This is a genomic window from Acinetobacter sp. ACIN00229, from assembly GCF_016106645.1.
In the GTDB taxonomy this organism is placed as follows: domain Bacteria; phylum Pseudomonadota; class Gammaproteobacteria; order Pseudomonadales; family Moraxellaceae; genus Acinetobacter; species Acinetobacter oleivorans.
This window is the reverse complement of the sequence record NZ_JADWOM010000011.1, coordinates 95,787-121,394: the sequence shown is the minus strand read 5'-3', so window position 1 is coordinate 121,394 and position 25,608 is coordinate 95,787. Positions and strand designations below refer to the sequence as shown.

Here is a 25,608-nt window from a genome sequence, read left to right as displayed (position 1 = left end):
ATTATTCAATTTTCGTATTAAAGCATGTTTGCCTTTCAGTTGTAGAACATTAATTATTTAAACGAACTTAAGCATACTGAGTACGCGTACTTTTGGAGTTGGTAATATTCATGTTTAAAGGCTGTTTGCCTTGTTCAGAAAATAAATATTGAACTAATTGCGTTAACTCAACTTCAAGTTGTCTTTTCTGGGTAGTATTCATATGCATTTTTTGAATTTGCTGCTGTAAATGTTTAATCGCATCAGCCTCTTCAATTTCTAAATATTGAATTGCATAGGCATACCCTAGTGCAGCACCTTTTAATAGGTTTTTATAAGGCAAATCATGACCTATATTTACCTCAATTGACGCAATTACTCTTTCATTATGAGTTAATTTGCGAATTGGATCTCTTGCCACACGCTGACATGGGTCTTTAAAAGCATATTCACATGAGTCTAGAAAACTTTGTGCCATGCGATCCAAATCTTTTGCATAGTTAGGTAATACTATTGCAAGCCCTTGCTTTACTTCTCTAATTAAGTTTTCTGCAAAGGCTTTAACTGAATGATCACCCATGGCAACACCAATAGATTCATAACCTAGTAAAGATGCGTACCAAGCAAGCATGGCATGCACGCCATTCCATAGTCGGTTTTTGATTAATTGTATATCTGTAATCTGATTAACCAAGACAACTTGACGTAACTTTTCGAGTAAAGGACTGCCTTTTTCTACATAAATTGGCATATCCGTTTCGCTATGAAACAGAATGAGGTCCATGCTTTGTAATATATGACCTGGCTGGAAATTACGGCGCATGTTATCAACATATAAAGATGCCTGATTTTGCTGATCTTCAGTCAGTTTATTGCAATCTTCAATTTCGACTTGTTCTTCATGCTCGACATCAGATAAATGCTGTTCAAGAAAGTGATGCTTAATGCGAAGTTGGCGATATAAATTTTGATTAGATAGTTTCGAAACCATACGGTTTACAACGGTGTCGCAAAAGTAATGTTCTTTTAAAATATGCTCAGTTACGTCTTCATCATTGGTTAACTCTAGTAGAGCTTCTCTAAGATGCTTCATAACCAAATATTTCGCACCGACTTTATTTAAAATAATTAGAAAAGTTAGCGGTTGAATACATGTTTCAAGGGGCGAGTTAAAACGTGCATATAATCCTTTTGCAATTATTTTTGACTCAGCCTCTATAGCTTGCTCAGGTAAGCAAAGTGCAATCAAACTTGAATGTGTATACATTTCTAACATTTGTTGTTCATTGTCAGAATCAACAATGGTCATATTCTCAATACGTTCATCATAAGAAAATTGACCATAGCGAATACTATAAGTTCCAAATGCATTCACAGCCTCTCGAAAAAGACTATTACGTGTTGAAGCAATAATTCTCTTTGGTTTTGTGTACCCATCCCAATGTGACAAGATTTGCGCTATATAACCACCACCAATAGCCCCGAAACCATGTATTCCAACCGTCAGTTGATTTAGGCTTTGTGGAAAAGGTTCCTGCATTTCTGGCAAATCCATAACAGGAATAAATTGATCGAGATCGGTTAAAAAGTCATACATCTGATCATAATAAAAATGTGCTTTTTCCAGCATTTCATCATTTGGTTCTTTAATATCTTTTAATAAAATCGTCAAACCTTTTGAAGTGTGAGCCGAAGTTAAACCATTTTCAGAATCTTCAAACATAAGACACTGGTTAGCATCCAAGTGAAGTTGACTAGCAGCTTTTAAAAAGATTTCAGGATGCGGCTTTCCTTGTTCGACTTCATCACCACAGGTAATCACATCAAAAAATTTATAAACATTCGCATTAATTAAATATTCTTCGGCAATTGCTCTACGGCTTGAAGTCGCAACAGCCATTCTTAAGCCAGATTTTCGTAAACGTTCTAAAACTTGAACTAAACCTTTTTTAATCGGTACGCCGTGTTTTCGAATATATTCGAGTTCCATCTCATCGGCTCTTTTTCGTATTTCTTTATAGGGAACATTTACCCCATATAACCGTTGAGCCAATTGTTCAGCAGTAGTTGCACTTAAACCTAAACATTGCATTAAATATTCGTGTGAAAACTCCTGTCCAATGAGTTCTTGAGATGCTTGTTGCAATGTTTGAAACCGCAACCTCTCAGTATCAAACATTGTCCCATCCATATCAAAAATTGCTCCATGAACAGGTTTTCCATGAAAAATAAGCACGCTTTTACCTCTTTTTTGATCATGTTTTATTCAGGGTATACAAAAAATTGGTTAAAAAGGCAGGATATTAATAAATGAAACATTAGTGGTTATTTTTTAATCAAAAATATAAGAGATCTGTTACTGAGTAGCGTTAATATTCTAAAAAGGTTGAACAATATGAATAAGTATGAAGCTAAGTGTAAATGCAAGAGCGGCAAGCCATCCTCGCTTGCCGCTCTTGGTTTATTCTTTTTGTTGCGCTGATAGTATTTATTTTTCTTAGTTCCATTTACCGCTACTTGCACCCGCATATTTTTATAATGTCACGCAGGTGTCACATACCAGAAATCAACTCACCTTTTGCTATTTTCATTGTTGGTGCTTCTGGTATAACTCTAAAATTCATAAGAAAATGAGCATGAACTAATAGCATATAAGATTGATATTACAACCAATGTCTTTGCTCCTTATTAGAAAATAGCTATATCGCCATTAATAATAATGATAATCATTTTCATTTGACAGTTCAAGCTTTTTCTTCATTATTTGTGCTTCTCTCTTTTAAAAAAAGATCTGCATAAAGTATTTTCTCAATATAGATAGAGAATCATGGTTAGTTCTTAAATTAAGTTTTTAAGTCATTATTATTGATCAAGTACATCAACAAATTGAGCATTTAAAAGCTGAGCTAAATCTTTGGGATTTAAACCAATATCCAGCCCTCTTTTTCCCCCACTCACATAAATTTTGTTAAAGTTTTGAGCTGATGCATCAATGACCGTTTTTAATCGTTTCTTTTGGCCTAAAGGACTAATCCCACCTACTAAATATCCTGTTAAACGTTCGGCATCTTTAGGATTAGCCATCTGTAATTTCTTACATCCAAACGCCGTAGCAACTTTTTTTAAATTTAATTGATGATTAACTGGTAAGACAGCAACGAAATAATTTTTATCATCACTTACCATTAGAGTTTTAAATACTTCGTTTACATCTAAATCTAATTTTTCGGCTGCTTCTAATCCAAAACTTTTGGCATTTGAATCATGTTCATATTCATGAATAGAAAATTCGATTTTATTACTTTTTAACAATCTACATGCAGGAGTCATGATAAGTGGTGTTATAGATGAAATTGTTTCGATTATAGTTTTTTTAGAAAAATTATTAAATTTGCTTAGGCTATTTACAAGAGTTACATAAAAATTCAAACAGCAACTGAAGAAAAAATAATCTCAACTTGATATTCGTTGCTCGACTCCATATATTTTATTTAGATTTGAAGTCTGAGCTGACAATTTTATGAGTTATAAACACAACAATCTGATGGCGATGCGTCACCGTTTTTGGGATGAATCTTCAGATTCTGTATTAAATGAAAAGCAATTTTTGCAGCAGACGTTAATTGAACAAGGTATTTTTAATAATGCAACTCTTGATGATGTTAAGTACTTCTTTTACACCCTTCCTAGCATCATTATAGTAAAAGCTCATGCACTTGGTTTTATGCATGATTCAGTCAAACAGATGTTATTGCAACATATTCAGACGAATCGCCTGCATTTGATGCAGAAATCTGAATTAAAGATTCAATTTAAAATGTAATCCATTTTGTTATCAAAGATCTGTTTTATCTTAGTTTTACTCATCTGAATTGTTTTAATTTCTTAAATTTTCAAATTACTTAGGCTATTTAAGAATTATTGGAATAAAGATGACCATTTCGGCCTATCATTCAGTCTGAGAGAACTATTTTAATACGCTCAAAACATGTAATATTCGTTACAATTTTAGATCACCAGCGTTTGGCTGCATGATGCGCATAGGATTCTATTTTCATGTCAAATCAGAAAGATAAGCTTAAGAGTTTAAAAACTTCTTCCATGGATCGACGCTTATCAATCGCGAAAGCTTCTTTACTTGCAGGAACACGTTGGGCAACTGCAAGTGCCTCTTCTTTATTTTCTAATGAAGAAGAAAAAGAAAAGAAACGCAAAAAAGCGATGAGCGAACAAGCTAACTATCTGGTTTCTGAAATAGGTAAACTTAAGGGTTCTATTGTTAAAATTGGCCAAATGATGGCTCTTTATGGTGAACACTTTTTACCAGAAGAGATTACACAAGCATTAAATACCCTAAATAACCAAACCGTTGCCTTAGATTGGCCTGCAATTAAGCCACATTTACAAGAGCAATTGGGTGCTAAATTAAATGATTTAACGATTGATCATGAACCAATTGGTACTGCATCTCTCGCACAAGTACATCGTGCAACACGTAAATCAGACGGCTTAGAGTTAGTTTTAAAAATCCAATATCCTGGCGTTGCAAATGCAATTGATTCAGATATGAGCTTGTTTAAAAACATGCTTAAACTGACACGTATGGTGCCACAAACCCGTGAATTTGATCAATGGTTTGATGAAGTACGTGAAATGATGCATCGCGAAGTTGACTATGATGTTGAAGCTGCCACTACCCGTCGCTTCGGTGAACGCTTAAAAGATGACGAGCGTTATATTGTTCCGACAATTGTAGATGAATACTGCACCAATCAAGTACTTTGCATGACTTTCGAACGCGGTGTTCCAATCAATAGCCCTGTGATGTTGTCTTTGCCTCAAGAACGTCGTAATCAGCTCGGCGAAGCTTCACTTGAAATTGCAGTTCGTGAAATTTTTGAATGGGGTGAAATGCAGACTGACCCTAACTTTGGTAATTACCTTGTTCGTCTAGGCAATGGCCAAGACGTTCAAGACAAAATTGTGTTATTAGATTTTGGTGCTATCCGTCAGTTTGATGAACACCTGTTAGCAGTTGCACGTCAACTCATTCAAGCCGGTTATCAGCATGATAAAAATGCGATGGTGCAAGCCATGACTGGATATGAATTTTTTGATGCAATGCCTGAAAGTATTAAACCCGGCATGGCCGATGTGTTTTTAATCGCGACAGAAGCATTTAGTACCCCTGCAAATAATCCAGATATGCCCGCTGGCCTTATGGATGAACATGAACGTTATGACTGGAAGAAAAGTCAGTTACATAGCCGTGTTATGCAGCAAGCAAGTAAATCAATGGCGTCACGTTATTTCTCAGTTCCTCCAAAAGAATTTATGTTTATTAGCCGTAAGTTTATTGGAGCGTATACGTTTATGACAGTTATTGATGCAAAAACAAATGTGCGACGTATGATTCGTAACTTTGCTTAATTTAATAAAGGACTAGAATGATTCAATGTCATTCTAGTCAATACCTCTCAATCCACCCAATAATTAAATAATTTTAAATAAATAAAATCAAAAACTTATCATTTCATTATTTTCTATTTGCCATTTGTCTACTCATTTTTTGAATGTCAGTAACGACATAGTTTTTTAATATGAGGCGTGTCAGCATAAAACAATAACAACGTGTTAGGACACCATAATCATGACAAGTATGATCAATAAAGCTCAGGGTTTGGGTTTATCGCTGATCACCAGATTGGCTGGAAGCGATGTACTTGATCAACTCAAGTTGCGTAAATTTGTTGAAAAATCTCTTTATCAAGGTTCAAAAGCTGGTTTTAAAGCATTAAGCCAGACTCAAAAAGCATTTAAACCAAAACAAATCTCCCAACAGCGATTACCTCGCCAACAAAAAAATCTATTTGATTTAAGCCTAACTGAAGAACAACAAATGACCTCTGATGCAATGTCTCAATTTGCTCAAGAGGTTCTATTAGGATTAGCACATGAAGCTGACCAGAATGCTCAGTTTCCTGAAAGTCTTTGGCAATATGTTGAAGATTTAGGTCTTAACTACTATGCACTTCCAGAGGCATTAGGCGGTGTCGCGACCGAACAAAATATTGTAAGTAATCTATTAATAGCTGAAAAACTAGCTGAAGGTGATTTTAGCCTCACAGCAGGATTACTCAGTACATTTAGCGTTATCAATGCAATCACACGTTGGGGTTCTGCTGAAGTTCAGTCAATGTACCTACCCTGTTTTGCAGAAGACTCAGACATTACAGCAACCTTTGCAGTTCAAGAAGCAACTCCGGCATTTAATCCTTATGCTTTAAAAACAAAAGCATCACTTGAAAATGATCAGTTTTTTATTAATGGCGAAAAAACATTAGTAATTTTAGGTGATTTAGCTGATGTATTTTTAGTAAGTGCAGACTTTAACGGCAAGCCAGACGTATTTGTCGTGCAATGCGGTGACACAATTTCAATTAAAAATACTCCAGCCATGGGCCTTAAAGCCACAGAAACAGCAACTCTTCGCTTTAATCACACACCTGCTCTACGCTTAGGTGCAATAGATTTTGATTACACTGCTTTTTTAGATTTGGGTAACTTAATGTGGTGTGCAATGGCTGTAGGTACATGTGAAGCTGTTAAAGCTTATTGTATTAAATATGCCAATGAACGAACTGCTTTCGGTGAACCAATTTCTCATCGCCAAAGTGTCGCTTTCATGATTGCAGATATGGCTATCGAAATTGATGCGATGCGTATGTTGATTTTAAATGCGGCAAGTCTTGCAGAGTCAGGCAAGCCATTTCACCGCGAAGCTTATCTAGCCCAACTACTCTGTGCTGAAAAATCCATGAAAATCGGTACAGATGGTGTGCAAATTCTTGGTGGACATGGTTTCACAAAAGAACATCCAGTTGAACGCTGGTACCGTGATCTACGCGCTACTGCAATTTTACAATCTGGCTTACATGCTTAAATGATCAATCAGAGGATACTTTAATGAATTTACAAAATCCTAAAAAATTCAAAATGATGATTGATCAAGCACATGATGTTGCGATCAATGTTTTACGCCCCATTTCTCGTAAATATGATAAGGCTGAGCATGCGTATCCCAAAGAGCTGGATATGCTCGCTTCACTCATTGATGGTATGAATGAAGGTGGCGAAGGTATTAATGCTGGAGCTGCAGGTGCTGGAAAGCGCGGTGATACAGACAGTGAGGGTGTTCGTAACGGAACCAACATGTCGACCGCTCTTGGTATTATTGAGATGTGTTATGGCGATACAGGCTTATTGCTGAGTATGCCACGTCAGGGGCTTGGGAACTCAGCAATTGCTGCTGTCGCAAATGATGAGCAATTAGAGCGGTTCAACGGAACATGGGCAGCAATGGCAATTACTGAGCCAGGATGTGGCTCTGACTCTGCTGCTATCCGCACCACTGCAACAAAAGATGGCAATGACTATATTTTAAATGGTGAAAAGATTTTTGTGACCTCTGGCGAACGTGCAGATTCTGTCGTCGTTTGGGCCACGCTTGATCGCAAACTTGGACGTGCAGCTATTAAGTCATTTGTGGTACCCAAAGGTACACCGGGAATGAAGGTTGAACGTCTCGAACATAAATTAGGAATTAAAGCTTCAGATACGGCAGTGATTAGTTTTATTGATTGCCGTGTGCCAGCCGAAAACCTTTTAGGTAATGCCGAAGTAGATGTCGCTAAAGGTTTTGCTGGAGTAATGGAAACTTTTGACAATACTCGCCCCTTAGTTGCAGCAATGGCGATCGGTTGTGCCAAAGCTTCACTAGAACGTATTAAAGAGATTTTTAAAGATCAACTCGATCCTAATTACTCTACCCCCTACCTACATGCTTCTAACCTTGCAGCTCAAATCTACCGTATGGAAGCTGAGTGGGAAGCCGCTCGCCTACTCATGTTAAAAGCAACGTGGATGGCAGATAACAAAAAACCAAACTCTAAGGAAGCTTCTATTGCAAAAGCAAAAGCAGGTCGTGTGGGTAATGAGATCACTTTAAAATGTGTCGAATTGGCAGCAAGTGTTGGCTATAACGAAGATGAGTTACTTGAAAAATGGGCACGTGATTCGAAGATTCTCGATATCTTTGAAGGTACTCAGCAAATCCAGCAATTAATCATTGCCCGCCGAGAACTGGGTAAATCCTCTAGCGAACTAAAATAATAATTAAGGGAAATTTCCCCTTCTTTTATTAGTTTTTATGTAAAAACTTAAAAGCCCTCTAGCGATTAAACTAGAGGGCTTCGTATTTCAGGAATTAAATTTTTTATTTATTCGGTAGTTGTACTGTCTAACGCTTTATCAACTACACCAAATTTCTTAAAGATTTTTGCACGTCGTTTTGACGAAATATTTGCTTTGTTTAAATCACCTTTATAATGATCAAAAACTCGCTTATCCATTATTTTAAACCATAATGAAGGGATTAATGCTGGTAATAACATACTGGCATAACCGCTTGGTAGCTCTGGTGCCTCATCAAAATGACGCAATGCTTGGAATGGACGAGTCGGATAAGCATGATGGTCTGAATGACGCTGCAATTGGTACAAGAATAAGTTTGTTACTACGTTATTATTGTTCCAGCTATGCTCTGGCATTGTACGTTCATATTGACCATTTTCTTTTTTCTGACGTAATAAACCATAATGCTCAATATAGTTAATAATTTCAAAAAGACTAATGCCATAAAATGCTTGTGTCGCTAAATATGGAATTGTACTTTTACCAAAAATTCCAACCATAGAACCATGAAAAGCAGCAGTCATTCCCCAACCTTGTAATAGTTCATTATCTGAAGACCAGAACTCTTTACCTTTACGTTTTAAACGATTTTTTTCAATTTCAATTGCAGACTTAAAAGAACCAATAACAGTACGTGGCCAGAACTCATAGAATGTTTCACCCATACGTGATGAAGCTGGATCTTCTGGTGTTGCTGCACGCTTATGATGACCGTAAGGATGCTCAATACGGAAATGATTATAGCCAGTTGGAACTAAAGCAAGATGAGACAGAATATGGTCTATACGATCATGCTTATGACTTAACTCATGGGCTGTATTAATCGCAATACCATTGATTGCACCCATTGAGATACCAAGTAAAATCTTATCAATAAAAGATGTTGTTTTACGACTTGTTAAATAACATGCATAAACATTTGCAGCATACTGTAGAGGAATAAAGCTCTTCACAAGACGTGAGTAATATGGGTCTTTTTCTAAAAGCTTAATTTCTTCATCTGTCGGATTTCGAGCATCTTTCCCAATAATAGTATCAATTGCAGGAATCACGACATGTAATAAAAGTGGACCACCTAATGCGAAGACTTTCTTCAAAGGGCGTGGACCAAACTGATAACCAGCTAAAATAGCTAAACCGATAGCAGGTAAAGCAGGACTAATCATCCATAAAAAGCGTTTGCGATCTATTTCACGCATAGACGCAGGCACTGGCATAAGTTCTTGATGAACATTTACTGGTGCATTCATAGCTATATTTCCTTTTTCTATATGTCTATATAGTTAAAGAAATAGTGTTTAGTTAACAGTAGTAACCGTCCAAAAAACCTATGTTAAAGTCTTTGGCATTTTCTTCCACTTTTCTGTCCTAAAAACACATGTTGATCTATTCTTATAGCTCACTATAATTTTATTAAAATAATGATTGATCATTTAAATATGGATGCACTAAGTAAATTTTTTGATGATATTCACCTGAATAAGTCTGAATACATCTATTTAAAAGCGCAAGGAGAATGGGCTTTTAAAACACAAGATCAATCTGCTTTACTTGCTTATATTGTTTTAACTGGTTCAGTATATATTCAACTTAACACTTCAGAAAAAATAACTGCGACTGCTGGCGATATTATTTTGATTCCTTCGGGGAAAGCACATAGTGCGACTGACTCAAAATCAACAGCGAGTAAGTTGGTAGATTCTTTAGATATAACGTCGCTTTTTAATGGTCATAGACAGGATGCCATCGAATTTGGTACTTCATCTCCAGATAATACATTATTGCTATCTTTACGCTGCCAAATCGATACTCATATGGCTGGGCCACTCATTAATGCCTTGCCGTCCATCATGCATATTCAGCATGAAAATCAAACTACCCCACCTGAATGGCTACAAATTGGACTTTATTTTCTAGCAATTGAAACTCAAAAAATCAGGCCAGGTCACGACAAAATTATTGATCACTTAGTCAGTATTTTGCTCATCGAATGCATTCGTGATCATATTCAACAAATGACAGATCAACAAAACTGGTTAAGTGCTTTAACTCATCCCGAACTAAGCAATGCGCTATCTGCTATTCATAGCCAGCCAGAAGTCACATGGACAGTTGAATCTTTAGCTGAACAATGCTGTATGTCACGTTCTAAATTTGCAAACTTATTTAGCAGTATTATTGGTGAGCCCCCCCTAACTTATTTACAGCATTACCGTTTCCGTTTAGCCAGTCAGTATTTACGCACAAGTAACTTATCAATTCAGCAAATATCAAATAAGGTTGGCTATTCATCCGAAACAGCATTTAGTCAGGCATTTAAACGAATTTTTGATTTATCTCCTAAACAATATAGACAGCAATATATTGGGCACAGCTTAGATTAACTGCCAATAAAAAAAGCGCCGAGGCGCTTTTTTTATTGAATCAAATTATTATTTAATTTTCGCATGTGATTTTAAATATTGACTGTAATCTTCCAATATTTGTTGACCACGTGACTGACGATAAAGTTGCTTTAATTGCTGTAACTGATCAGCAGGAATAGCATTAGCAGCAGATGAATTTACATTTGAAACCGCAACAACAACTAGCTCATTTGGTAAATTTGCAGTTGTAACAGACCACATACCAGGCTTAGGTGTAGCTGCACTAAATGCCGCGCGCTCAATTTCACGCTTTAATCCTTGTGAACGACTAAATACGCCAGCCGATTCAAATGCTACTTTATTTTTAGCAACTACTTGATCTGCTGGTTGAGTTTTAAATTCAGCTAGCATTGTAGCAATTTTAGCTTGAACAGCTTTACGCGCTTTTTCATCGATAACTTTTGCTTTTGCTTCATTCATCGCCTGTGCTAAAGGTTTTACACCAGCAGCATGATAATCACGTACTTTAACCCATACCGTATCACCATTCGCTAACTGAATATTAGATGATGCATTACGATCACCATTTTTCACGTCATCATTAAACAATTTAATTTTAACGTTTGGATCGCTTAAATATGGATTTTGTGTAGCTAAAGTTACGCCATTTAATGATTCAACTTTTGTACCTTTTACTTCTTGTACAACAGCTTCTAAAGAGTCATTACCAACAATCGTTTCATTTAAACTGTTTACGGTATCTGAATAAACAGTCGCAACTTTATTCTTTTCAACCTCAGCAGTTAAACGCGCCTTTTCAGCTTCAAATGAAGGGATTTGATTAGCTTGAGTTTCTGCCTCAATAATATGATAACCATATTGAGTTTTTACTGGTTGAGAAATCTGTCCATTTTTCAGGCTCACTACAGTTTTATCAAATGCATCGGAAAAAACACCTGGTGCATATGCTTCAACTAAACCACCTTTTGCTTTCGAACTTGGATCTTCAGAGAACTGAGATGCAGCTTGTGCAAATGTCAGACCGCCTTGAATTTTCGCATATACTTCTTTAGCAAGTTTTTGAGCTGCGGCATCATCACGAGCATCTGTAGTAATTAAAATATGCTTCACAGTACGTTTAGCATCTTTTTTCTGAGTTTCAACAAACTTGCTATACGCTTGTTGAAGTTCAGCTTCAGTTGCAGGAGCTGGTTTAGCCATTAGTGATGGCGACACAACCACATAATCCACATCAACAGAAGATTGTTGTTTAAACTCATTTTGGTGTTTGTTGTAATAATCTGTAGCTTCTTGATTAGAGGCAGTTAAACCAGTTTTATAACCATCTAATTTTATACTAGCCAAATGTAATGTACGTTGTTCAGTTTGCAAATTCGCAATTTGCATTAAATCAACTTTACTTACTAAAGAGTAATCAGAAAAAGTTGACGTTAGCATTTTTAAAGCATGATCTTGACGAAGACTAGCAATTAAGCCCTGACTTGTCATACCAATAGAACGTAAGTAATTTTCATAGAGTTTTTGCGAGAACTGTCCATTCTCTTGCAAACTAGGCTGTTGAGCTAACATTTGCTCAATTTGAGTATCACTAAGTGAGATACCTAATTTTTCAGCTTGTTGAATTAGTAAATTACGTGACACTAAAATATCGAGTGCCTTAGCCTGAATAACAGGCAAATTAAGTAAACTCTCATCGCCTTTAACAGCAGCTAAATATTGTTCTTTGTAAGACTGAGTTAAAGTTTCAAGGTCTTTTTTAGATATTTCTTGACCATTTACTGTTTTTGCAACATCAGCCTTGTTTCCCCTATTAAAATATCCTTCAATACCTACAAGTGCTAAAGGGGTCAAAAACAAAATTAGAAGGACTTTGCCGAGCCAACCCTTAATGACTGTACGAAACGATTCCATAAGTATTCCAATATTTTATTTCGAGGAGAATTTTAACTGAAAAACCACAATCAATGAATGAGCAATATTGGTCAATTCAGATTTTTAATAAAAAACGCGCCTATATTGGCGCGTTTAATCATCTTAAAAGATTAAGCTACTGAATCTTTAAGACCTTTACCAGCTTTGAAGCTAGGTACTTTTGTTGCTTTAATTTGAAGCTCTTCACCAGTTTTAGGGTTACGACCAGTGCGTGCAGCACGTTCTTTAACACTGAAAGTACCAAAACCAACTAAAGTTACTGTGTCACCTTTTTTAAGTGCTTCAGTAATTGACGCAATTGTCGCATCGAGTGCCTTGCCTGCATCAGTCTTAGATACTCCCCCTTTTTCAGCAATTGCATCGATTAATTCTGATTTATTCATGAATAAAACATCCTCTTAATATCGTTTGTTTAAGGTCCAAGGCTATAGTTTAAAAGGCCATGACGCCTTTATAGCAATGCTTTGGGGGGAAACGCAATACTAGAGCAGGGCTTTTAGCGAAAATAAATGCTAAAAAACTGTTATATATTTGCTAAATCCCAACATTTTTTACTTTTTATTCAATTTTTCTTTCAATTGCTGGTTTTCTTCTATTAAAGCATCCACCTTAATATGAAGCTGTACTAAGAGCTGTTCAATGTGCTGTAAATCCTTCGGAGTGACCAATCCAATCCGGTTTAAAGAATGGTTCACACTGGTATCAAGAATTTTCTCTACTTTATCTTTTGTTTCAGATACAGATTCTTTTGCTTTTTCTGTGACTTTGCCTACAGTGTTATCTGCTAAGTCTCCAGTTTTTGACTCTAGTTCTTCACCAACTTTGACTAAGGAATCAAAGAGTTTGTTGCCCTCTTCTTCTGCGCGTGAAAAAGCTCCTAGTCCAGCTAGCCAAATTTGCTTAGTATATTTTCTAAAATCCAGAGCTGATTTTCTTGAACTTCTTGATTTTAATTTATTTTTTTCTTCTGACTCTTCTGCCTGCGTATCTATATTTGCATTATCCATTAATCTAAACTCCTAATCAGATGAGAGAGATGATGACTGATTTGACCACAAAATATTTCTATAATATCAAAGTAAAGACTTGATCCATTTACAAAACTGTTCTACAAAGCAATTAAGTCATGTAAATATATTTAACACGACATTGTGTTAAGTTTGGGATAGGATGTCTCATTCTTCGGTTAACTGCTATTTGTAAGGATAAACTTTTATGAGTGAAACGCAACAAAGACAAAAACATCCCCGTCTGTTGCTGAATATCGTTCTAATTATTTTAGAAACTTTCTTTTCATTTATTCTTACCCACGATGGTGTTCTTCGCTTGCAAGCGAAAAAGTTTATTTCAAACAAAACGACTATTCGTATCAATAGCTATCTACCTTTTTTTGACTTTTATGTTCAATTTACAGAAAAGGGTTTGTTGTTCGATATCCATTCTTTTGACCGACGTATTGATCTTGAAATCAATAGTACACTTATCGATTTAATTAAGATTTTCGCTTTTTCAAACCAGCGCAGTCTTAAAAATATGCGTATTGATGGGGATGAAGAAACTAAAAAAGAGTTATTAGACTTAATTTCACACCTTACTCTGCCTAAACTTCTAGCAGATTGGAAGCAATGGTTTAATACACCTGATGATGAGGCTGAAGCCCTTGCTTCACGCAAAAGAATTGCCCCTTTGCTTGAAAAAATTGATCAACAACGATCAGAAATCAATTCACTTCATGTGGAAATTAAACAATATCAAAATCGAATTACTCGCTTACAGCAGCGTCAACGGAATATTAACTTCTCCTTTGGTATAATTAGCCTGATATTTATTGTTTATTTCATATATAATTTGTGGGTTGCTTAAATTATTTTTCCATTTTGTTCCTGCACTTGAATTAAAAATAAAAAAACTTGACTATTTTAGTCGGGATTCATAAAATCCTATTATCTAGTCTTAACATGTGTATCGAATCATGCGCCTTACAACTCGCGGTCGCTACGCAGTGACTGCTCTACTTGATTTAGCTTTGCAGCCAACTGAACAAACGATCACGCTCGCCGAAATTGCAGCTCGCCAATCCATTTCAGTTGCTTATTTAGAACAGTTATTCGCAAAACTTAAGCGTCATGGGTTAGTTTCTAGTGTTCGTGGTGCAAATGGTGGTTATCATTTGGCTCGAAATGCTGATGAAATTACTGTGTTAGAAATTATTGAAGCTGTAAATGAAACTGTTGATGCAACTCGTTGCGACCATAAAGGTAACTGCCAAAATGGTGCAATGTGTCTCACACACGATTTATGGCAAGAACTCTCTCATCATATTGCCGACTATTTAGCAAAAATCTCTCTTGCCGACCTCATTAGCCGAGACAACGTTCAAACTGTTGCATTACGCCAAAATGTGACTGGCATAGATTCAGCTCTTTTATCGGGTACAGGTATTTGATATGAAACGTCCAATTTATCTTGATTACGCAGCAACCACTCCAGTAGATCCGCAAGTTGCAGAACGTATGATGGAGTGTTTAACTTTCGACGGTACCTTTGGTAATGCTGCATCTCGTTCCCACGCTTATGGCTGGCAGGCAGAAGAGAAAGTTGAATATGCACGTGAGCAAGTTGCAAATTTAATTAAAGCTGATCCACGTGAAATCGTTTGGACTTCTGGTGCAACTGAATCAGATAACCTTGCTCTAAAAGGTGTAGCACAATTTTATGCATCTAAAGGCAAGCATATCATTACAAGTAAAATTGAACACAAAGCTGTTCTAGATCCTTGTCGTGAATTAGAAGACCAAGGTTTTGAAATTACTTATTTAGAACCAGAACCACAAACTGGTTTAATTACACCTGAAATGGTAAAAGCTGCCCTTCGTCCTGATACTGTTCTTGTTTCTCTTATGATGGTAAACAACGAAATCGGTACAGTTACAGATGTAGCAGCAATTGGTGAATTAACACGTGCCAATAAAACCTTCTTTCATGTAGATGCTGCTCAAGCTGCTGGTAAAGTTGAAATTGACCTATCTACTATGAAAATTGACCTAATGAGTTTCTCAGCTCATAAAATTTATGGTCCAAAAGGTATCGGTGCATTATATGTACGTCGTAGTCCACGTGTTCGTTTAAAAGCACAAATTCATGGCGGTGGTCATGAGCGTGGTATGCGTTCTGGTACTTTGGCGACTCATCAAATTGTAGGTATGGGTGAAGCTTTTGAAATTGCTGGCAAAAGAATGCAAGCAGAACAAGAGCGTATTCGCAAGCTTCGCGACAAGCTTTGGAATGGTTTACAAGATCTTGAACAAGTTTTCTTAAATGGCCATCCAACTCAAAACGTTGCTAACTATTTAAATGTCAGCTTTAACTTTGTTGAAGGTGAATCTTTAATGATGTCGCTCAAAGATGCTGCTGTATCAAGTGGTTCTGCTTGTACTTCTGCAACTTTAGAGCCTTCATACGTTCTTCGCGCATTAGGTTTATCTGATGAGCTAGCACACAGCTCTATCCGCTTCAGTTTTGGTAAATACACAACTGAAGAAGATATTGACCATGTGCTTACAATTACCAAAGCCGCTGTTGAGAAATTACGTGAACTTTCTCCGCTTTGGGATATGTACAAAGAAGGTATCGATCTTTCTACAGTTGAATGGGCTGAACACTAATTCATTGAAATTAGTGTTTTTACCCTCATATTAATATTAGGCTGACCCCGAGGTTTGGAGAAGCGAAATGGCTTATAGCGAAAAGGTAATTGATCATTACGAAAACCCTCGTAATGTTGGTGTTTTAGACAAAAACTCTGAAAATGTAGGTACAGGCATGGTGGGTGCACCAGCATGTGGCGACGTGATGCGATTACAAATTCAAGTAAACGATAGCGGTGTGATTGAAGAAGCACGCTTTAAAACTTATGGCTGTGGTTCAGCAATTGCTTCTAGCTCACTTGTAACTGAGTGGTTAAAAGGCAAAACTCTTGATGAAGCTCAAGCAATCAAGAATATTGATATCGCAACTGAGCTTGCTCTTCCACCAGTAAAAGTTCACTGCTCTGTACTAGCTGAAGATGCGATTAAAGCTGCGATTGAAGATTACCGCACTAAAAAATCAAAAGCTTAATTTGTTATTACTGTAAACGTTGGAGTTTTCATGATTCATTTAACTGAAAATGCTGCGACTCATATTAGCAATTACCTCAAAAACCGAGGTAAGGGTGAAGGCATTCGCGTGGGTGTGAAAACTTCTGGCTGTTCTGGGTTGGCTTACGTTCTTGAATTTGTTGATTCTGTCGATGAACATGACGAAGTTTTCGAACAATTTGGCGTTAAGGTATTTGTAGATCCAAAAAGTCATGTCTATTTAGAAGGCTTAGAAATGGACTACGTCAAAAATGGCCTTAATGAAGGGTTCGAATTTAACAACCCCAATAAAAAAGGTGAATGTGGTTGTGGTGAGTCTTTCACTGTATAACCCTTCTCCTTCCATCTCTCATTAAAACAGTGTCTTTTATAGCACTGTTTTAATGTATTTAATTAACGTGGACCTCCTTTCTAATGAATCATTTTGAGTTGTTCAATTTACCCGTAGAACTCGATATCGATTTGGCGAGCTTAAAATCTAATTTCTTGAATTTGCAGCAGCAATATCATCCAGATAAAGCAGAAGATAAAAATCAGGCATTGATCAAATCAAGTGAAATCAATCAAGCTTTTAAAACATTATCGCAAGTAGATAGCCGCGCAGCTTATCTTTTAGCATTAAAAAAGCAAGATCATCACCTTGATCAATCTATTAGCGATTTTGAGTTTTTACAATCAGCTTTGGAACTTCGTGAGCAACTTGATGAAGCAACCTCCCCAGAACATCTAAGCACTCTTAAACAAGAAGTGTTTCAATGGATAGAAAGTTTAGTTCGCGAATTTAAAATTGATTACTCAGATGAAGACTGGGGTGAAGCTCGCGATACTGTACGTAAATTACGGTTCTTTCAGCGCGTTCTTAATGATATTGAAAAAGCAGAAGATCAAATGTTAGATGACGAAGACAACTTTGATTTAGACGACGATTTTTAATTTTGCTTTTTCCATTTTATATTCAAGGGATTTAACTCATGGCACTTTTGCAAATTGCTGAACCGGGTCAATCCAGTGCCCCACACCAACACCGCATTGCGATTGGTATCGACCTAGGAACAACACACTCCTTAGTTGCGACAGTGTTATCAGGCAAGCCTAAAGTACTCAATGATGAAAAAGAAAGAAGACTCCTTCCTTCTATTGTGCACTATGGAAATGATGCAACTCACTACGGTGAAGAAGCAAAGCCTTTCCTTATTGCCGACCCGAAAAATACAATTGTTTCTGTAAAACGCTTTATGGGTCGTTCAAAAGCAGATATCAAATTTCAGCATCCATATGAGTTAATCGGTTCTGAAAATGAGATGCCAGCTTTTGAAACACGTGCTGGTCGTAAAACCCCTGTTGAAATTTCTGCAGAAATTTTAAAACAATTAAAAGATCGTGCTGAAACTAGCCTACAAAATCCAGTAAATGGTGCAGTTATTACTGTTCCTGCCTATTTTGATGAAGCTCAGCGCCAAGCAACTCGTGATGCAGCACAACTTGCTGGTTTGAATGTATTACGTTTATTAAATGAGCCAACCGCTGCTGCTGTGGCTTATGGTTTAGACCAAGAAACTAATTTAGCTACAGATCATAACTATGTAATTTATGATTTAGGTGGTGGTACTTTTGACGTATCAATCTTGCGTTTTTCACAAGGTGTCTTTGAAGTATTAGCTACAGGTGGCCACACTGCTCTAGGTGGTGACGATTTAGACCGTCTCATTGTTAAATGGGCTAAAAAGCAGTTAGATATTGATACTTTGAGTGATGAAGCATATGCAGTATTTATGGTTGCTGCTCGTCAAGCTAAAGAACAATTATCTACTCAAGAATCAGTTCAGTTAAAATTACTTGAAAATGTATTAACACTGGACCGTCCAACTTTTGAAAGTATTATTCAAGTTGCTTTAGATAAAACAATCAGTGTTTGTAAGCGTGTTTTACGTGATGCAAAACTTGAATTATCAGATATTCAAAATGTTGTTTTAGTGGGTGGCTCTACGCGTTCGTATGCTGTTCAACAAGCGGTTCGTAATGTATTTAACCAAGAACCCCTTTGCACGATCAACCCTGATGAAGTGGTTGCAATTGGTGCTTCGATTACTGCCAACCAATTAATTGGAAACAGTCAAGACGGTTCATTACTTTTAGACGTAACTCCTCTTTCACTTGGTCTAGAAACCATGGGTGGACTAGTAGAGCGCCTTATTTCACGTAATACTGCTATTCCTGTTGCTCGTCGTCAAGAATTCACAACTTATCAAGATGGCCAAACCGCCATGCTTATTCATGTGGTTCAAGGTGAACGAGATTTGGTAGAACATTGTCGTTCATTAGGAAAATTTGTCCTTCACGGCATTCCACCAATGACTGCTGGTCAAGCACGTATTGAAGTTACCTTTCAGGTAGATGCAGATGGTCTACTTACTGTTTCAGCTCGTGAAACAACTTCTGGTGTACAAGCTCAAATTGATATTAAACCATCTTATGGCTTATCAGAATCTGACACTGAGCGCTTATTAATTGAAGGTTTCCAACACGCGGAAGAAGATAAAAATCTACGCCATTTAAAAGAAACCAAAGTTGAAGCCCAACGTGAACTTGAAGCATTAGAACAAGCTCTCAAAGTTGATGCTGATTTGCTTAATGATGAGCAGCTTGAAGCACTTAAAACTGCTGAAAATTTGCTAAAAGTTCAGCTTGAAGGCAATGATATTCAAGCAATTGAAAAAGCTGTAGAACAACTTAAAGTACATAGTGATGCTTTTGCCGCACTACGTATGAATCGACATATTGACCACGCCTTAAAAGGTACAAAACTTGAAGATTGGTCAAATTCAAACTAAAGGTATAGGTGATCAATATGCCCCGTATTAAAGTACTTCCTCATGCTCAGTTCTGTCCTGAAGGTGCAGAATTTGAAGTTGAACAAAATGCAAATCTTTGTCAAAGTTTGCTTGATCGAGGAATTAAAATTGAACACGCTTGTGACATGTCGTGTGCATGTACAACTTGTCACGTAGTCGTTCGCAAGGGTTTTGACAGCCTAGAAGAAATGGATGATGTTGAAGCAGATCTTTTAGATCGCGCTTGGGGTCTTGAACCAGATTCTCGACTCTCTTGCCAAGTGAAGATTGTTGATGAAGATTTAGAAATTGAGATTCCTAAATATACAATCAATCACGCATCTGAAAGCCATTAAAAATAAAAAAGCTGCTTTTAAAAGCAGCTTTTTTTTACTTCACATTTTAAGCTTTAAACCTGATCTTGCTGATCAATTTCAATAGGTTTAATTTCATCTTCAAGTCTTAAACGTGCAATACCTTGAGTATTAATTAAAGTTTGTTGAACTTTAAGTCGTTGAATCATTTTCTCGAGTACTTCTACTAATTCAGGATACTCATAGTTTTGTACTTCTTCTAAATTAAGTACTAAATGAAAGCCTTTATATTCATAGTCGAACCATTGCTGATGATCTGACTTATTCCCTGTATATTTCTCCATTACCTGCCATGTCTTCACAGCACCTTGAATACCTTTTAAGTAAATTGGTGTTTTTGGAGCACAAAGAAAATCACTTTTGATTAATTGATAAGTATCGTCTGAAATTAAAATTTCATCTATTTCAGCAGCATATTGTAAACGAGCTGCTAAATTCACATCACGACCTACAATAGTATACGCCATACGATGTGTTGCCCCATAATTCCCTACGTGGCAGTAACCAGTACTAATTCCCATGCGAATATGTAAGGCTGAGTAGCCCATTTTTTTCCAGCGCTCACGCAGTAATTTCATTTGCTGACGCATAGCAATTGCCATTTCTACACAGGCTTTTGCATCTTGCTCTACACCCTGAGAGTTCGGATCACCAAAAAATATGAGGATCGCATCCCCCATAAATTTGTCGACAGTAGCCTCATACTGCTTAGCAATTTCTGTCATATGGCTTAAATAGTCATTAAGCAAAAATGCTAAATCATCAGGAATTAAAGTTTCTGATAATTCTGTAAAACCCTGAATATCAGAAAAAAATACTGTCATTTTTTTTCGTTTATATTCAATTTTTGCTTCTGCCTCACCGCGCATGATAGATTGCCACAACTGTAGTGGCGCATAACGGCTTAACTGATTAGCAAAAGCAATATAGCGGGTCATTTGGTCATAGTAATGTTGACGCTGCTGACTGATTTTTTTAACCCAACGATGCTGGTAGTAATTTCCAATCGTAATAAACATGACCAAACCCAAGAGTGTAATTACAGTTAACTCTTGGCTAGTAGGTTCAAAATATGTATAAAAACCAAATAGAAAAAAAGTACTTAAATAAAAAATAATCGCGCCTAATAGGCTCGTCAAACAAATAACTGCGAAAGAAATACGACTATTAATTGCAGAATAAAATAATGCGAATACCGCAATAAATGTAGGCACTAAATTAAGATGCAACCCTGCCAAGGTAACCGCTACAACAATTGCATCAATTGCAAAAAAGACACTTTTTTGGGTTTTCTTATCGAATTGGTATTGAAGCCAATGTTCTAACTTCGAACTAATAAAAAGTAAAAAGAGAAAAAAAGGTGGAACGTAGATCTGATAATTTGTATTTGGTGAGGTAAAAGCATAGATCACTAAAATTAAGGACAGAATTGAATATCCCATCAAACGATGAAAATATGCAAACTGCTTAGGCTCTCTATCGATAAACCTCTCTAATTGCACCCTGTCCTCCATACCTCAATGTAGCCACATTCATATAAATGTGGCATTGCATTGATTTAATCCATGCGCCAATCAAAAGGCATATCACCTTGACCACGTAAAGCAAGCATAAGAGTTTGACGCATATGAGCCAGTACATCATTCGTGTATGGAACTGCAGGTGTTCCCCAAACTGGCTTAGGCCATGCAACATCATTTTGATAACGTACAACATGATGGAAATGCAACTGAGGTACCATGTTACCTAAAGCTGCAACATTCATTTTATCAGCACGGAATACTCGAGCTAGCTGGCTAGATAACCAACTTGATTCACGTAAAAACTGTTCTTGATCAGCTTGGCTCAATTCATATAATTCTGTGATTCCCGGTACACGAGGGATTAAAATCAACCACGGGAATTGCATATCATTCATTAAACGACATGTTGAAAGCGGAAAATCGCCGACAAAAAAAGTATCTTGAGCAAGTTGTGGATGCAAACTAAACATATCTTTTATAAATGACAATAAACAATAATGGCTAATACTATCACATCAGTTTTGATGTGAGTATTGCTAGTGGCTGGTTTGATTACAAATAACAATGATTTTATGCACTTATTCCTCCTATGATCCGAGAAATCGTGCATAAAATTCTGATATCAGCTTTTAAAAAATTTGTATGGGATTAAAATCACTTTGAAACATTATTTAAGCATGTAATTCATTTAATAATTTAGCTAATAAATCATTAATAAATTGAATGCGCTTTTCCTGTTCTTCTAACTGAACCATAACTTTTAAACGCTGTCCGCCCTCCATACGATAATAGGTCGGATGCTTTTGCATCAGCTGAATAATGCTAATCGCTTGAACAGGTGTATCAGGTGAAAATTCAATATTACCACCTTGAGTATTAATATCGATTTTTGTGATACCCAGTTGCTCTGCTTTCAAGCGGATCTGATGGACAGTAAACAAATGTTTAACCGATTGCGGAGGAACCCCAAAACGATCAATGAGTTCCATACGGATATTATCGAGTTTTTCTTGTGTATCTGTATTACTAATACGCTTATAGAATAATAAACGCTGATGCACATCTCCTAAATACTCATCTGGAATGAGTGCCGGAATATGTAAATTAATTTCCGCAGTCAGCGATAAAGGTGCATCAAAATTCGGTGTTTTTCCTTGCTGAATCGCCTTAGTGGCTTTTTCGAGCATTTCCATATACAAACTATATCCGATTGCCTGCATTGAACCGCTTTGTTGTTCACCTAAAAGCTCACCAGCACCGCGAATTTCTAAATCCTCTGTAGCTAACATAAAGCCAGCACCGAGTGTAGAGGCACGTTGGATTGCATCCAAACGTTTTTCTGCATCACCTTTCAAGTGCTTTATAGAAGGAACTAACAAATAAGCATACGCTTGGTGATGTGAACGCCCTACACGTCCACGTAATTGATGTAATTGAGCCAAACCGAGTTTGTCAGCCCTTTCTATCAAAATTGTGTTGGCATTTGGAACATCAATTCCGGTTTCAATAATGGTTGAACATACCAATACATTAAACTCTTTGTGATAGAACTGCTGCATCACTTGTTCGAGCTCTCTTTCTCGCATTTGTCCATGAGCAACGGCCACACGAGCTTCAGGTACAAGAACGCGGATGTTTTCAGCAGCTCTTTCAATCGTATCGACTTCATTATGTAAGAAATATACTTGGCCACCACGTAATAGCTCACGCAAAATCGCTTCTTTAACAGAGGCTTCTGTATGCTCTTGCACAAAGGTTTTAACAGCTAATCGACGGGCTGGCGGTGTAGCAATGATAGATAGATCACGCATTCCCGAAAAAGCCATATTTAAAGTTCTTGGAATAGGCGTTGCTGTAAGCGTCAACATGTCTACATCTGCTCGTAATGCTTTGATACGCTCTTTATCACGCACACCGAATCGATGTTCTTCATCGACTACCATTAGGCCCAGATCTTTAAATTGCACATTTTCTTGTAAAAGTTTATGTGTTCCCACCACAATATCAACTTTACCAGCAATTAGATCTTCAATATTTTTTGTATGGGTTTTACTTGAGCCAAAGCGTGATAGCACTTCTATACGCACAGGCCAATCAGCAAAACGATCTTTAAAAGACTCATAATGTTGTTGTGCAAGTAAAGTCGTAGGCACTAAAACAGCAACTTGCTTGCCATTTTGCACAGCAACAAATGCGGCTCGCATTGCCACTTCAGTTTTACCAAAACCTACATCACCACAAACAAGTCGATCCATAGGTCTAGATTGCTGCATATCGTGAAGCGTCGCTTCAATAGCATTCGCCTGATCGAGTGTTTCTTCGTAAGCAAATCCACTGGCAAATTGCATATAAAGCGATTGATCGAGTTCGAAGCCAAAACCAGGTTTTGACTGACGACGTGCTTGTATATGTAATAATTCGGCTGCAACATCATGAATTTGTTCTAAAGCTCTACGTTTAGCTTTACTCCACGCATCACTTCCAATTTTATGAAGTGGTGCTAGATCGGGATCGCCACCACTATAGCGACTGATAAGATGCAAATTAGTCACAGGAACATAAACTTTTGCCCCTTCAGCATAATTGAGTTGCAAGAATTCATAATCTTGCCCTTCAATTGCTAAAGTAACTAATCCTGCATAACGTCCCACACCATGATCAATGTGAACAACTGGGGCATCAATACTGAGTTCAGTCAAACTGCGAATTAAGAACTCTTCTGAAACTTCTTGCTGACGTTTACGACGACGCTGAACTACCCGATGTTCATATAACTGATTTTCTGAAATAACCGTTAATTGGTCTGTTAAAAGTAAGCCACGGTCAAGCGGTGCATTTGTAATAGCAATCGCAAACTGACTCGTTTGAAATTGTTCAAAACTGTCTACACTAGGGATATCTCCCAGACTGGCACGCAAACCATCTCTTAGGCTTTCACGTCGGCCTGCACTTTCTGCAACCAATAAAACGGGATGATTGGCTTCATCAATATATTTTTTGACGACGGTAAACGGTTTTTCTTTTTTCGGATCGACTGCTAACTTTGGTGGCTGCTCAGCCTTAAGATTTAATGCGCCAGCTTTTTCTTCAACCAATTCGGCACTTACAAGCATACGCGGAAACTGGTTTAAAGCACTGAGTAAATGGTTTGGAGCAATAAATAATTCTTCAGGAGGAAGAATTGGCTGATCTACATTATGACGTCTGTCTTCGTAGCGACGGACAACTTCTTTCCAAAAATTAGTTAAATCAGAGTCTACATCATTGGTTGTAATTACAATGCAATTCTTTGGTAAGTACGTTGTAAGTGTACTTTGCGATTGCATTTGTGCTTTATCAAAAAATAATGGTAAATAAAATTCAATTCCTGGTGAAGCAATTCCCTCTAAGACATCTTGATAAATCGGGTTTTTCTTAGGATTAGCGGTAGGAAAAAGTTCAGAGTACCGATCTCTAAAAATTGAACGAGCTTCTTTTAATGGGAATTCTTTTGCAGGTAAAACTGTAAAACTTTTTAAAGCTGTAGTTGTTCTTTGTGTTTCTGGATCAAAGAATTTTAACGTATCAATTTCATCATCAAACAGATCAATACGGATAGGTGCTTCTTGTCCTGAGGCAAAAATATCCATAATACTGCCACGCACAGCAAACTCACCGTGATCATAAACAGTATCTACCAAATGATAACCAGCTTGTACCAAACGTAATTTTTGCTGTTCTAAATCAAATTTTTGACCTACACGAATATCAAAATGTTCACCCAAAACCCATGAATATGGCGCAACTCTTTGAGCTAAAGTACTTGCTGAAAGGAGTAATACACCCTTCTGAGGCATATTAGATAAAATTGCGAGGCGTTCTGAAACAATATCTTGATGAGGTGACAAACGATCATACGGTAAGATTTCCCAATCAGGGAAAATTGTTGGTTTTATGCCATAAAATTCAAGTTCACTTTCTAATTGAGCTACATGCTGGTTATTTCTGGCAACCACAACAAGTAAAGACGAATGCTGAACAGCAATTTCCTTAAATAGTAATGCAGCAGATGAACCTAATAACGACCCCACCCAACGCTTTTCACCGGCCTTGAGCTGTTGTAAATTCAATTGAGAGATTTCTTGTTGAAACATGTATATGGCTTTTATCAGCTAAGAAGATATAGGCCTAATAGTAGCATGATGTTTTTA

22 protein-coding genes are annotated in these 25,608 nt (G+C 37.0%); 13 read left to right on the top strand and 9 right to left on the bottom strand.

What is annotated here, in order from left to right:
* Positions 1 to 67: 67 nt before the first annotated feature.
* On the bottom strand, positions 68 to 2,215 hold the full coding sequence (mtlD, locus tag I7H67_RS12080; protein ID WP_198307942.1) for a bifunctional mannitol-1-phosphate dehydrogenase/phosphatase: 2,148 nt from the start codon (positions 2,213 to 2,215) through the stop codon (positions 68 to 70).
* 626 nt (positions 2,216 to 2,841) lie between these two features.
* Positions 2,842 to 3,309 carry a Cys-tRNA(Pro) deacylase gene (ybaK, locus tag I7H67_RS12075; RefSeq protein ID WP_004792620.1) on the bottom strand — a complete coding sequence of 156 codons (468 nt, stop codon included), beginning with the start codon at positions 3,307 to 3,309 and terminating at the stop codon, positions 2,842 to 2,844.
* Between the two features lie 190 nt (positions 3,310 to 3,499).
* On the opposite strand from ybaK, the gene I7H67_RS12070 reads away from it, so the two are divergent.
* The 4 genes from I7H67_RS12070 (at position 3,500) to I7H67_RS12055 (ending at position 8,151) form a co-directional block, all read left to right on the top strand.
* Entirely contained in the window at positions 3,500 to 3,802 is a 303-nt protein-coding gene (locus I7H67_RS12070) for a hypothetical protein (RefSeq protein ID WP_004792622.1), read from the top strand.
* Between the two features lie 233 nt (positions 3,803 to 4,035).
* Positions 4,036 to 5,409 carry an ABC1 kinase family protein gene (locus I7H67_RS12065; RefSeq protein ID WP_005304840.1) on the top strand — a complete coding sequence of 458 codons (1,374 nt, stop codon included), beginning with the start codon at positions 4,036 to 4,038 and terminating at the stop codon, positions 5,407 to 5,409.
* A gap of 229 nt (positions 5,410 to 5,638) precedes the next feature.
* Positions 5,639 to 6,922 carry an acyl-CoA dehydrogenase family protein gene (locus I7H67_RS12060; protein WP_198307967.1) on the top strand — a complete coding sequence of 428 codons (1,284 nt, stop codon included), beginning with the start codon at positions 5,639 to 5,641 and terminating at the stop codon, positions 6,920 to 6,922.
* A 23-nt stretch (positions 6,923 to 6,945) separates the two neighbouring features.
* Complete coding sequence (locus I7H67_RS12055) at positions 6,946 to 8,151, top strand: acyl-CoA dehydrogenase family protein (protein ID WP_191899184.1); 1,206 nt, start codon at positions 6,946 to 6,948, stop codon at positions 8,149 to 8,151.
* A 107-nt stretch (positions 8,152 to 8,258) separates the two neighbouring features.
* On the opposite strand, the gene I7H67_RS12050 is transcribed toward I7H67_RS12055, so the two are convergent.
* Positions 8,259 to 9,482, bottom strand: a complete 1,224-nt coding sequence (locus I7H67_RS12050; RefSeq protein ID WP_198307941.1) for an alkane 1-monooxygenase — start codon at positions 9,480 to 9,482, stop codon at positions 8,259 to 8,261.
* A 189-nt stretch (positions 9,483 to 9,671) separates the two neighbouring features.
* Between I7H67_RS12050 and I7H67_RS12045 the strand changes: the two genes are divergently transcribed.
* On the top strand, positions 9,672 to 10,616 hold the full coding sequence (locus tag I7H67_RS12045; RefSeq protein WP_013198047.1) for an AraC family transcriptional regulator: 945 nt from the start codon (positions 9,672 to 9,674) through the stop codon (positions 10,614 to 10,616).
* Positions 10,617 to 10,664: 48 nt separating this feature from the next.
* Here the strand turns inward: I7H67_RS12045 and I7H67_RS12040 are convergent, their stop codons facing one another.
* The 3 genes from I7H67_RS12040 to I7H67_RS12030 form a co-directional block, all read right to left on the bottom strand.
* Positions 10,665 to 12,530: a SurA N-terminal domain-containing protein gene (locus I7H67_RS12040; RefSeq protein WP_107880057.1), complete on the bottom strand. Its 1,866-nt coding sequence runs from the start codon at positions 12,528 to 12,530 to the stop codon at positions 10,665 to 10,667.
* Positions 12,531 to 12,661: 131 nt separating this feature from the next.
* Positions 12,662 to 12,934, bottom strand: coding sequence for an HU family DNA-binding protein (locus tag I7H67_RS12035; protein ID WP_001043034.1), 273 nt, complete (start codon positions 12,932 to 12,934; stop codon positions 12,662 to 12,664).
* Positions 12,935 to 13,102: 168 nt separating this feature from the next.
* Positions 13,103 to 13,558 (bottom strand): phasin family protein, encoded by a 456-nt coding sequence (locus I7H67_RS12030; RefSeq protein WP_005304825.1) that lies wholly within the window; start codon positions 13,556 to 13,558, stop codon positions 13,103 to 13,105.
* A 208-nt stretch (positions 13,559 to 13,766) separates the two neighbouring features.
* Here I7H67_RS12030 and I7H67_RS12025 point away from each other — a divergent pair, with 208 nt between their 5' ends.
* From I7H67_RS12025 to fdx, 8 genes are all read left to right on the top strand, one after another.
* Positions 13,767 to 14,414, top strand: coding sequence for a hypothetical protein (locus I7H67_RS12025; RefSeq protein ID WP_013198050.1), 648 nt, complete (start codon positions 13,767 to 13,769; stop codon positions 14,412 to 14,414).
* Positions 14,415 to 14,523: 109 nt separating this feature from the next.
* Positions 14,524 to 14,997: an Rrf2 family transcriptional regulator gene (locus I7H67_RS12020; RefSeq protein WP_004792640.1), complete on the top strand. Its 474-nt coding sequence runs from the start codon at positions 14,524 to 14,526 to the stop codon at positions 14,995 to 14,997.
* 1 nt (position 14,998) lies between these two features.
* Positions 14,999 to 16,216, top strand: coding sequence for an IscS subfamily cysteine desulfurase (locus tag I7H67_RS12015; RefSeq protein WP_005304823.1), 1,218 nt, complete (start codon positions 14,999 to 15,001; stop codon positions 16,214 to 16,216).
* A 67-nt stretch (positions 16,217 to 16,283) separates the two neighbouring features.
* A complete protein-coding gene (iscU, locus tag I7H67_RS12010; RefSeq protein WP_004792646.1) occupies positions 16,284 to 16,670 on the top strand; it encodes a Fe-S cluster assembly scaffold IscU in 387 nt (128 codons plus the stop codon).
* 30 nt (positions 16,671 to 16,700) lie between these two features.
* Complete coding sequence (gene iscA / locus I7H67_RS12005) at positions 16,701 to 17,021, top strand: iron-sulfur cluster assembly protein IscA (RefSeq protein WP_004792648.1); 321 nt, start codon at positions 16,701 to 16,703, stop codon at positions 17,019 to 17,021.
* Positions 17,022 to 17,104: 83 nt separating this feature from the next.
* The gene (gene hscB, locus I7H67_RS12000) at positions 17,105 to 17,623 is read left to right on the top strand and encodes a Fe-S protein assembly co-chaperone HscB (protein WP_198307940.1); all 519 of its coding nucleotides are present in this window, start codon (positions 17,105 to 17,107) and stop codon (positions 17,621 to 17,623) included.
* A 38-nt stretch (positions 17,624 to 17,661) separates the two neighbouring features.
* Positions 17,662 to 19,521 (top strand): Fe-S protein assembly chaperone HscA, encoded by a 1,860-nt coding sequence (gene hscA, locus I7H67_RS11995; RefSeq protein WP_198307939.1) that lies wholly within the window; start codon positions 17,662 to 17,664, stop codon positions 19,519 to 19,521.
* A 17-nt stretch (positions 19,522 to 19,538) separates the two neighbouring features.
* Positions 19,539 to 19,877, top strand: coding sequence for an ISC system 2Fe-2S type ferredoxin (gene fdx / locus I7H67_RS11990; RefSeq protein WP_004792653.1), 339 nt, complete (start codon positions 19,539 to 19,541; stop codon positions 19,875 to 19,877).
* Between the two features lie 53 nt (positions 19,878 to 19,930).
* On the opposite strand, the gene I7H67_RS11985 is transcribed toward fdx, so the two are convergent.
* The 3 genes from I7H67_RS11985 to mfd form a co-directional block, all read right to left on the bottom strand.
* Positions 19,931 to 21,397: an adenylate/guanylate cyclase domain-containing protein gene (locus I7H67_RS11985; protein ID WP_151823029.1), complete on the bottom strand. Its 1,467-nt coding sequence runs from the start codon at positions 21,395 to 21,397 to the stop codon at positions 19,931 to 19,933.
* A 56-nt stretch (positions 21,398 to 21,453) separates the two neighbouring features.
* Positions 21,454 to 21,888: an HIT domain-containing protein gene (locus tag I7H67_RS11980; RefSeq protein ID WP_004792657.1), complete on the bottom strand. Its 435-nt coding sequence runs from the start codon at positions 21,886 to 21,888 to the stop codon at positions 21,454 to 21,456.
* A 201-nt stretch (positions 21,889 to 22,089) separates the two neighbouring features.
* Complete coding sequence (mfd, locus tag I7H67_RS11975; RefSeq protein WP_198307938.1) at positions 22,090 to 25,551, bottom strand: transcription-repair coupling factor; 3,462 nt, start codon at positions 25,549 to 25,551, stop codon at positions 22,090 to 22,092.
* Positions 25,552 to 25,608: the final 57 nt, after the last annotated feature.

Coding starts and splice junctions, on each gene's coding strand:
- I7H67_RS12045 (WP_013198047.1), top strand. CDS start 9,672: ATGGATGCACTAAGTAAATTTTTTGATGATATTCACCTGAATAAGTCT.
- fdx (WP_004792653.1), top strand. CDS start 19,539: ATGCCCCGTATTAAAGTACTTCCTCATGCTCAGTTCTGTCCTGAAGGT.
- I7H67_RS12055 (WP_191899184.1), top strand. CDS start 6,946: ATGAATTTACAAAATCCTAAAAAATTCAAAATGATGATTGATCAAGCA.
- I7H67_RS12035 (WP_001043034.1), bottom strand. CDS start 12,934: ATGAATAAATCAGAATTAATCGATGCAATTGCTGAAAAAGGGGGAGTA.
- I7H67_RS12070 (WP_004792622.1), top strand. CDS start 3,500: ATGAGTTATAAACACAACAATCTGATGGCGATGCGTCACCGTTTTTGG.
- iscA (WP_004792648.1), top strand. CDS start 16,701: ATGATTCATTTAACTGAAAATGCTGCGACTCATATTAGCAATTACCTC.
- I7H67_RS12050 (WP_198307941.1), bottom strand. CDS start 9,482: ATGAATGCACCAGTAAATGTTCATCAAGAACTTATGCCAGTGCCTGCG.
- I7H67_RS12065 (WP_005304840.1), top strand. CDS start 4,036: ATGTCAAATCAGAAAGATAAGCTTAAGAGTTTAAAAACTTCTTCCATG.
- mfd (WP_198307938.1), bottom strand. CDS start 25,551: ATGTTTCAACAAGAAATCTCTCAATTGAATTTACAACAGCTCAAGGCC.
- ybaK (WP_004792620.1), bottom strand. CDS start 3,309: ATGACTCCTGCATGTAGATTGTTAAAAAGTAATAAAATCGAATTTTCT.
- hscB (WP_198307940.1), top strand. CDS start 17,105: ATGAATCATTTTGAGTTGTTCAATTTACCCGTAGAACTCGATATCGAT.
- I7H67_RS12030 (WP_005304825.1), bottom strand. CDS start 13,558: ATGGATAATGCAAATATAGATACGCAGGCAGAAGAGTCAGAAGAAAAA.
- I7H67_RS12025 (WP_013198050.1), top strand. CDS start 13,767: ATGAGTGAAACGCAACAAAGACAAAAACATCCCCGTCTGTTGCTGAAT.
- hscA (WP_198307939.1), top strand. CDS start 17,662: ATGGCACTTTTGCAAATTGCTGAACCGGGTCAATCCAGTGCCCCACAC.
- iscU (WP_004792646.1), top strand. CDS start 16,284: ATGGCTTATAGCGAAAAGGTAATTGATCATTACGAAAACCCTCGTAAT.
- I7H67_RS12020 (WP_004792640.1), top strand. CDS start 14,524: ATGCGCCTTACAACTCGCGGTCGCTACGCAGTGACTGCTCTACTTGAT.
- I7H67_RS12040 (WP_107880057.1), bottom strand. CDS start 12,530: ATGGAATCGTTTCGTACAGTCATTAAGGGTTGGCTCGGCAAAGTCCTT.
- I7H67_RS12060 (WP_198307967.1), top strand. CDS start 5,639: ATGATCAATAAAGCTCAGGGTTTGGGTTTATCGCTGATCACCAGATTG.
- I7H67_RS12015 (WP_005304823.1), top strand. CDS start 14,999: ATGAAACGTCCAATTTATCTTGATTACGCAGCAACCACTCCAGTAGAT.
- I7H67_RS11980 (WP_004792657.1), bottom strand. CDS start 21,888: ATGTTTAGTTTGCATCCACAACTTGCTCAAGATACTTTTTTTGTCGGC.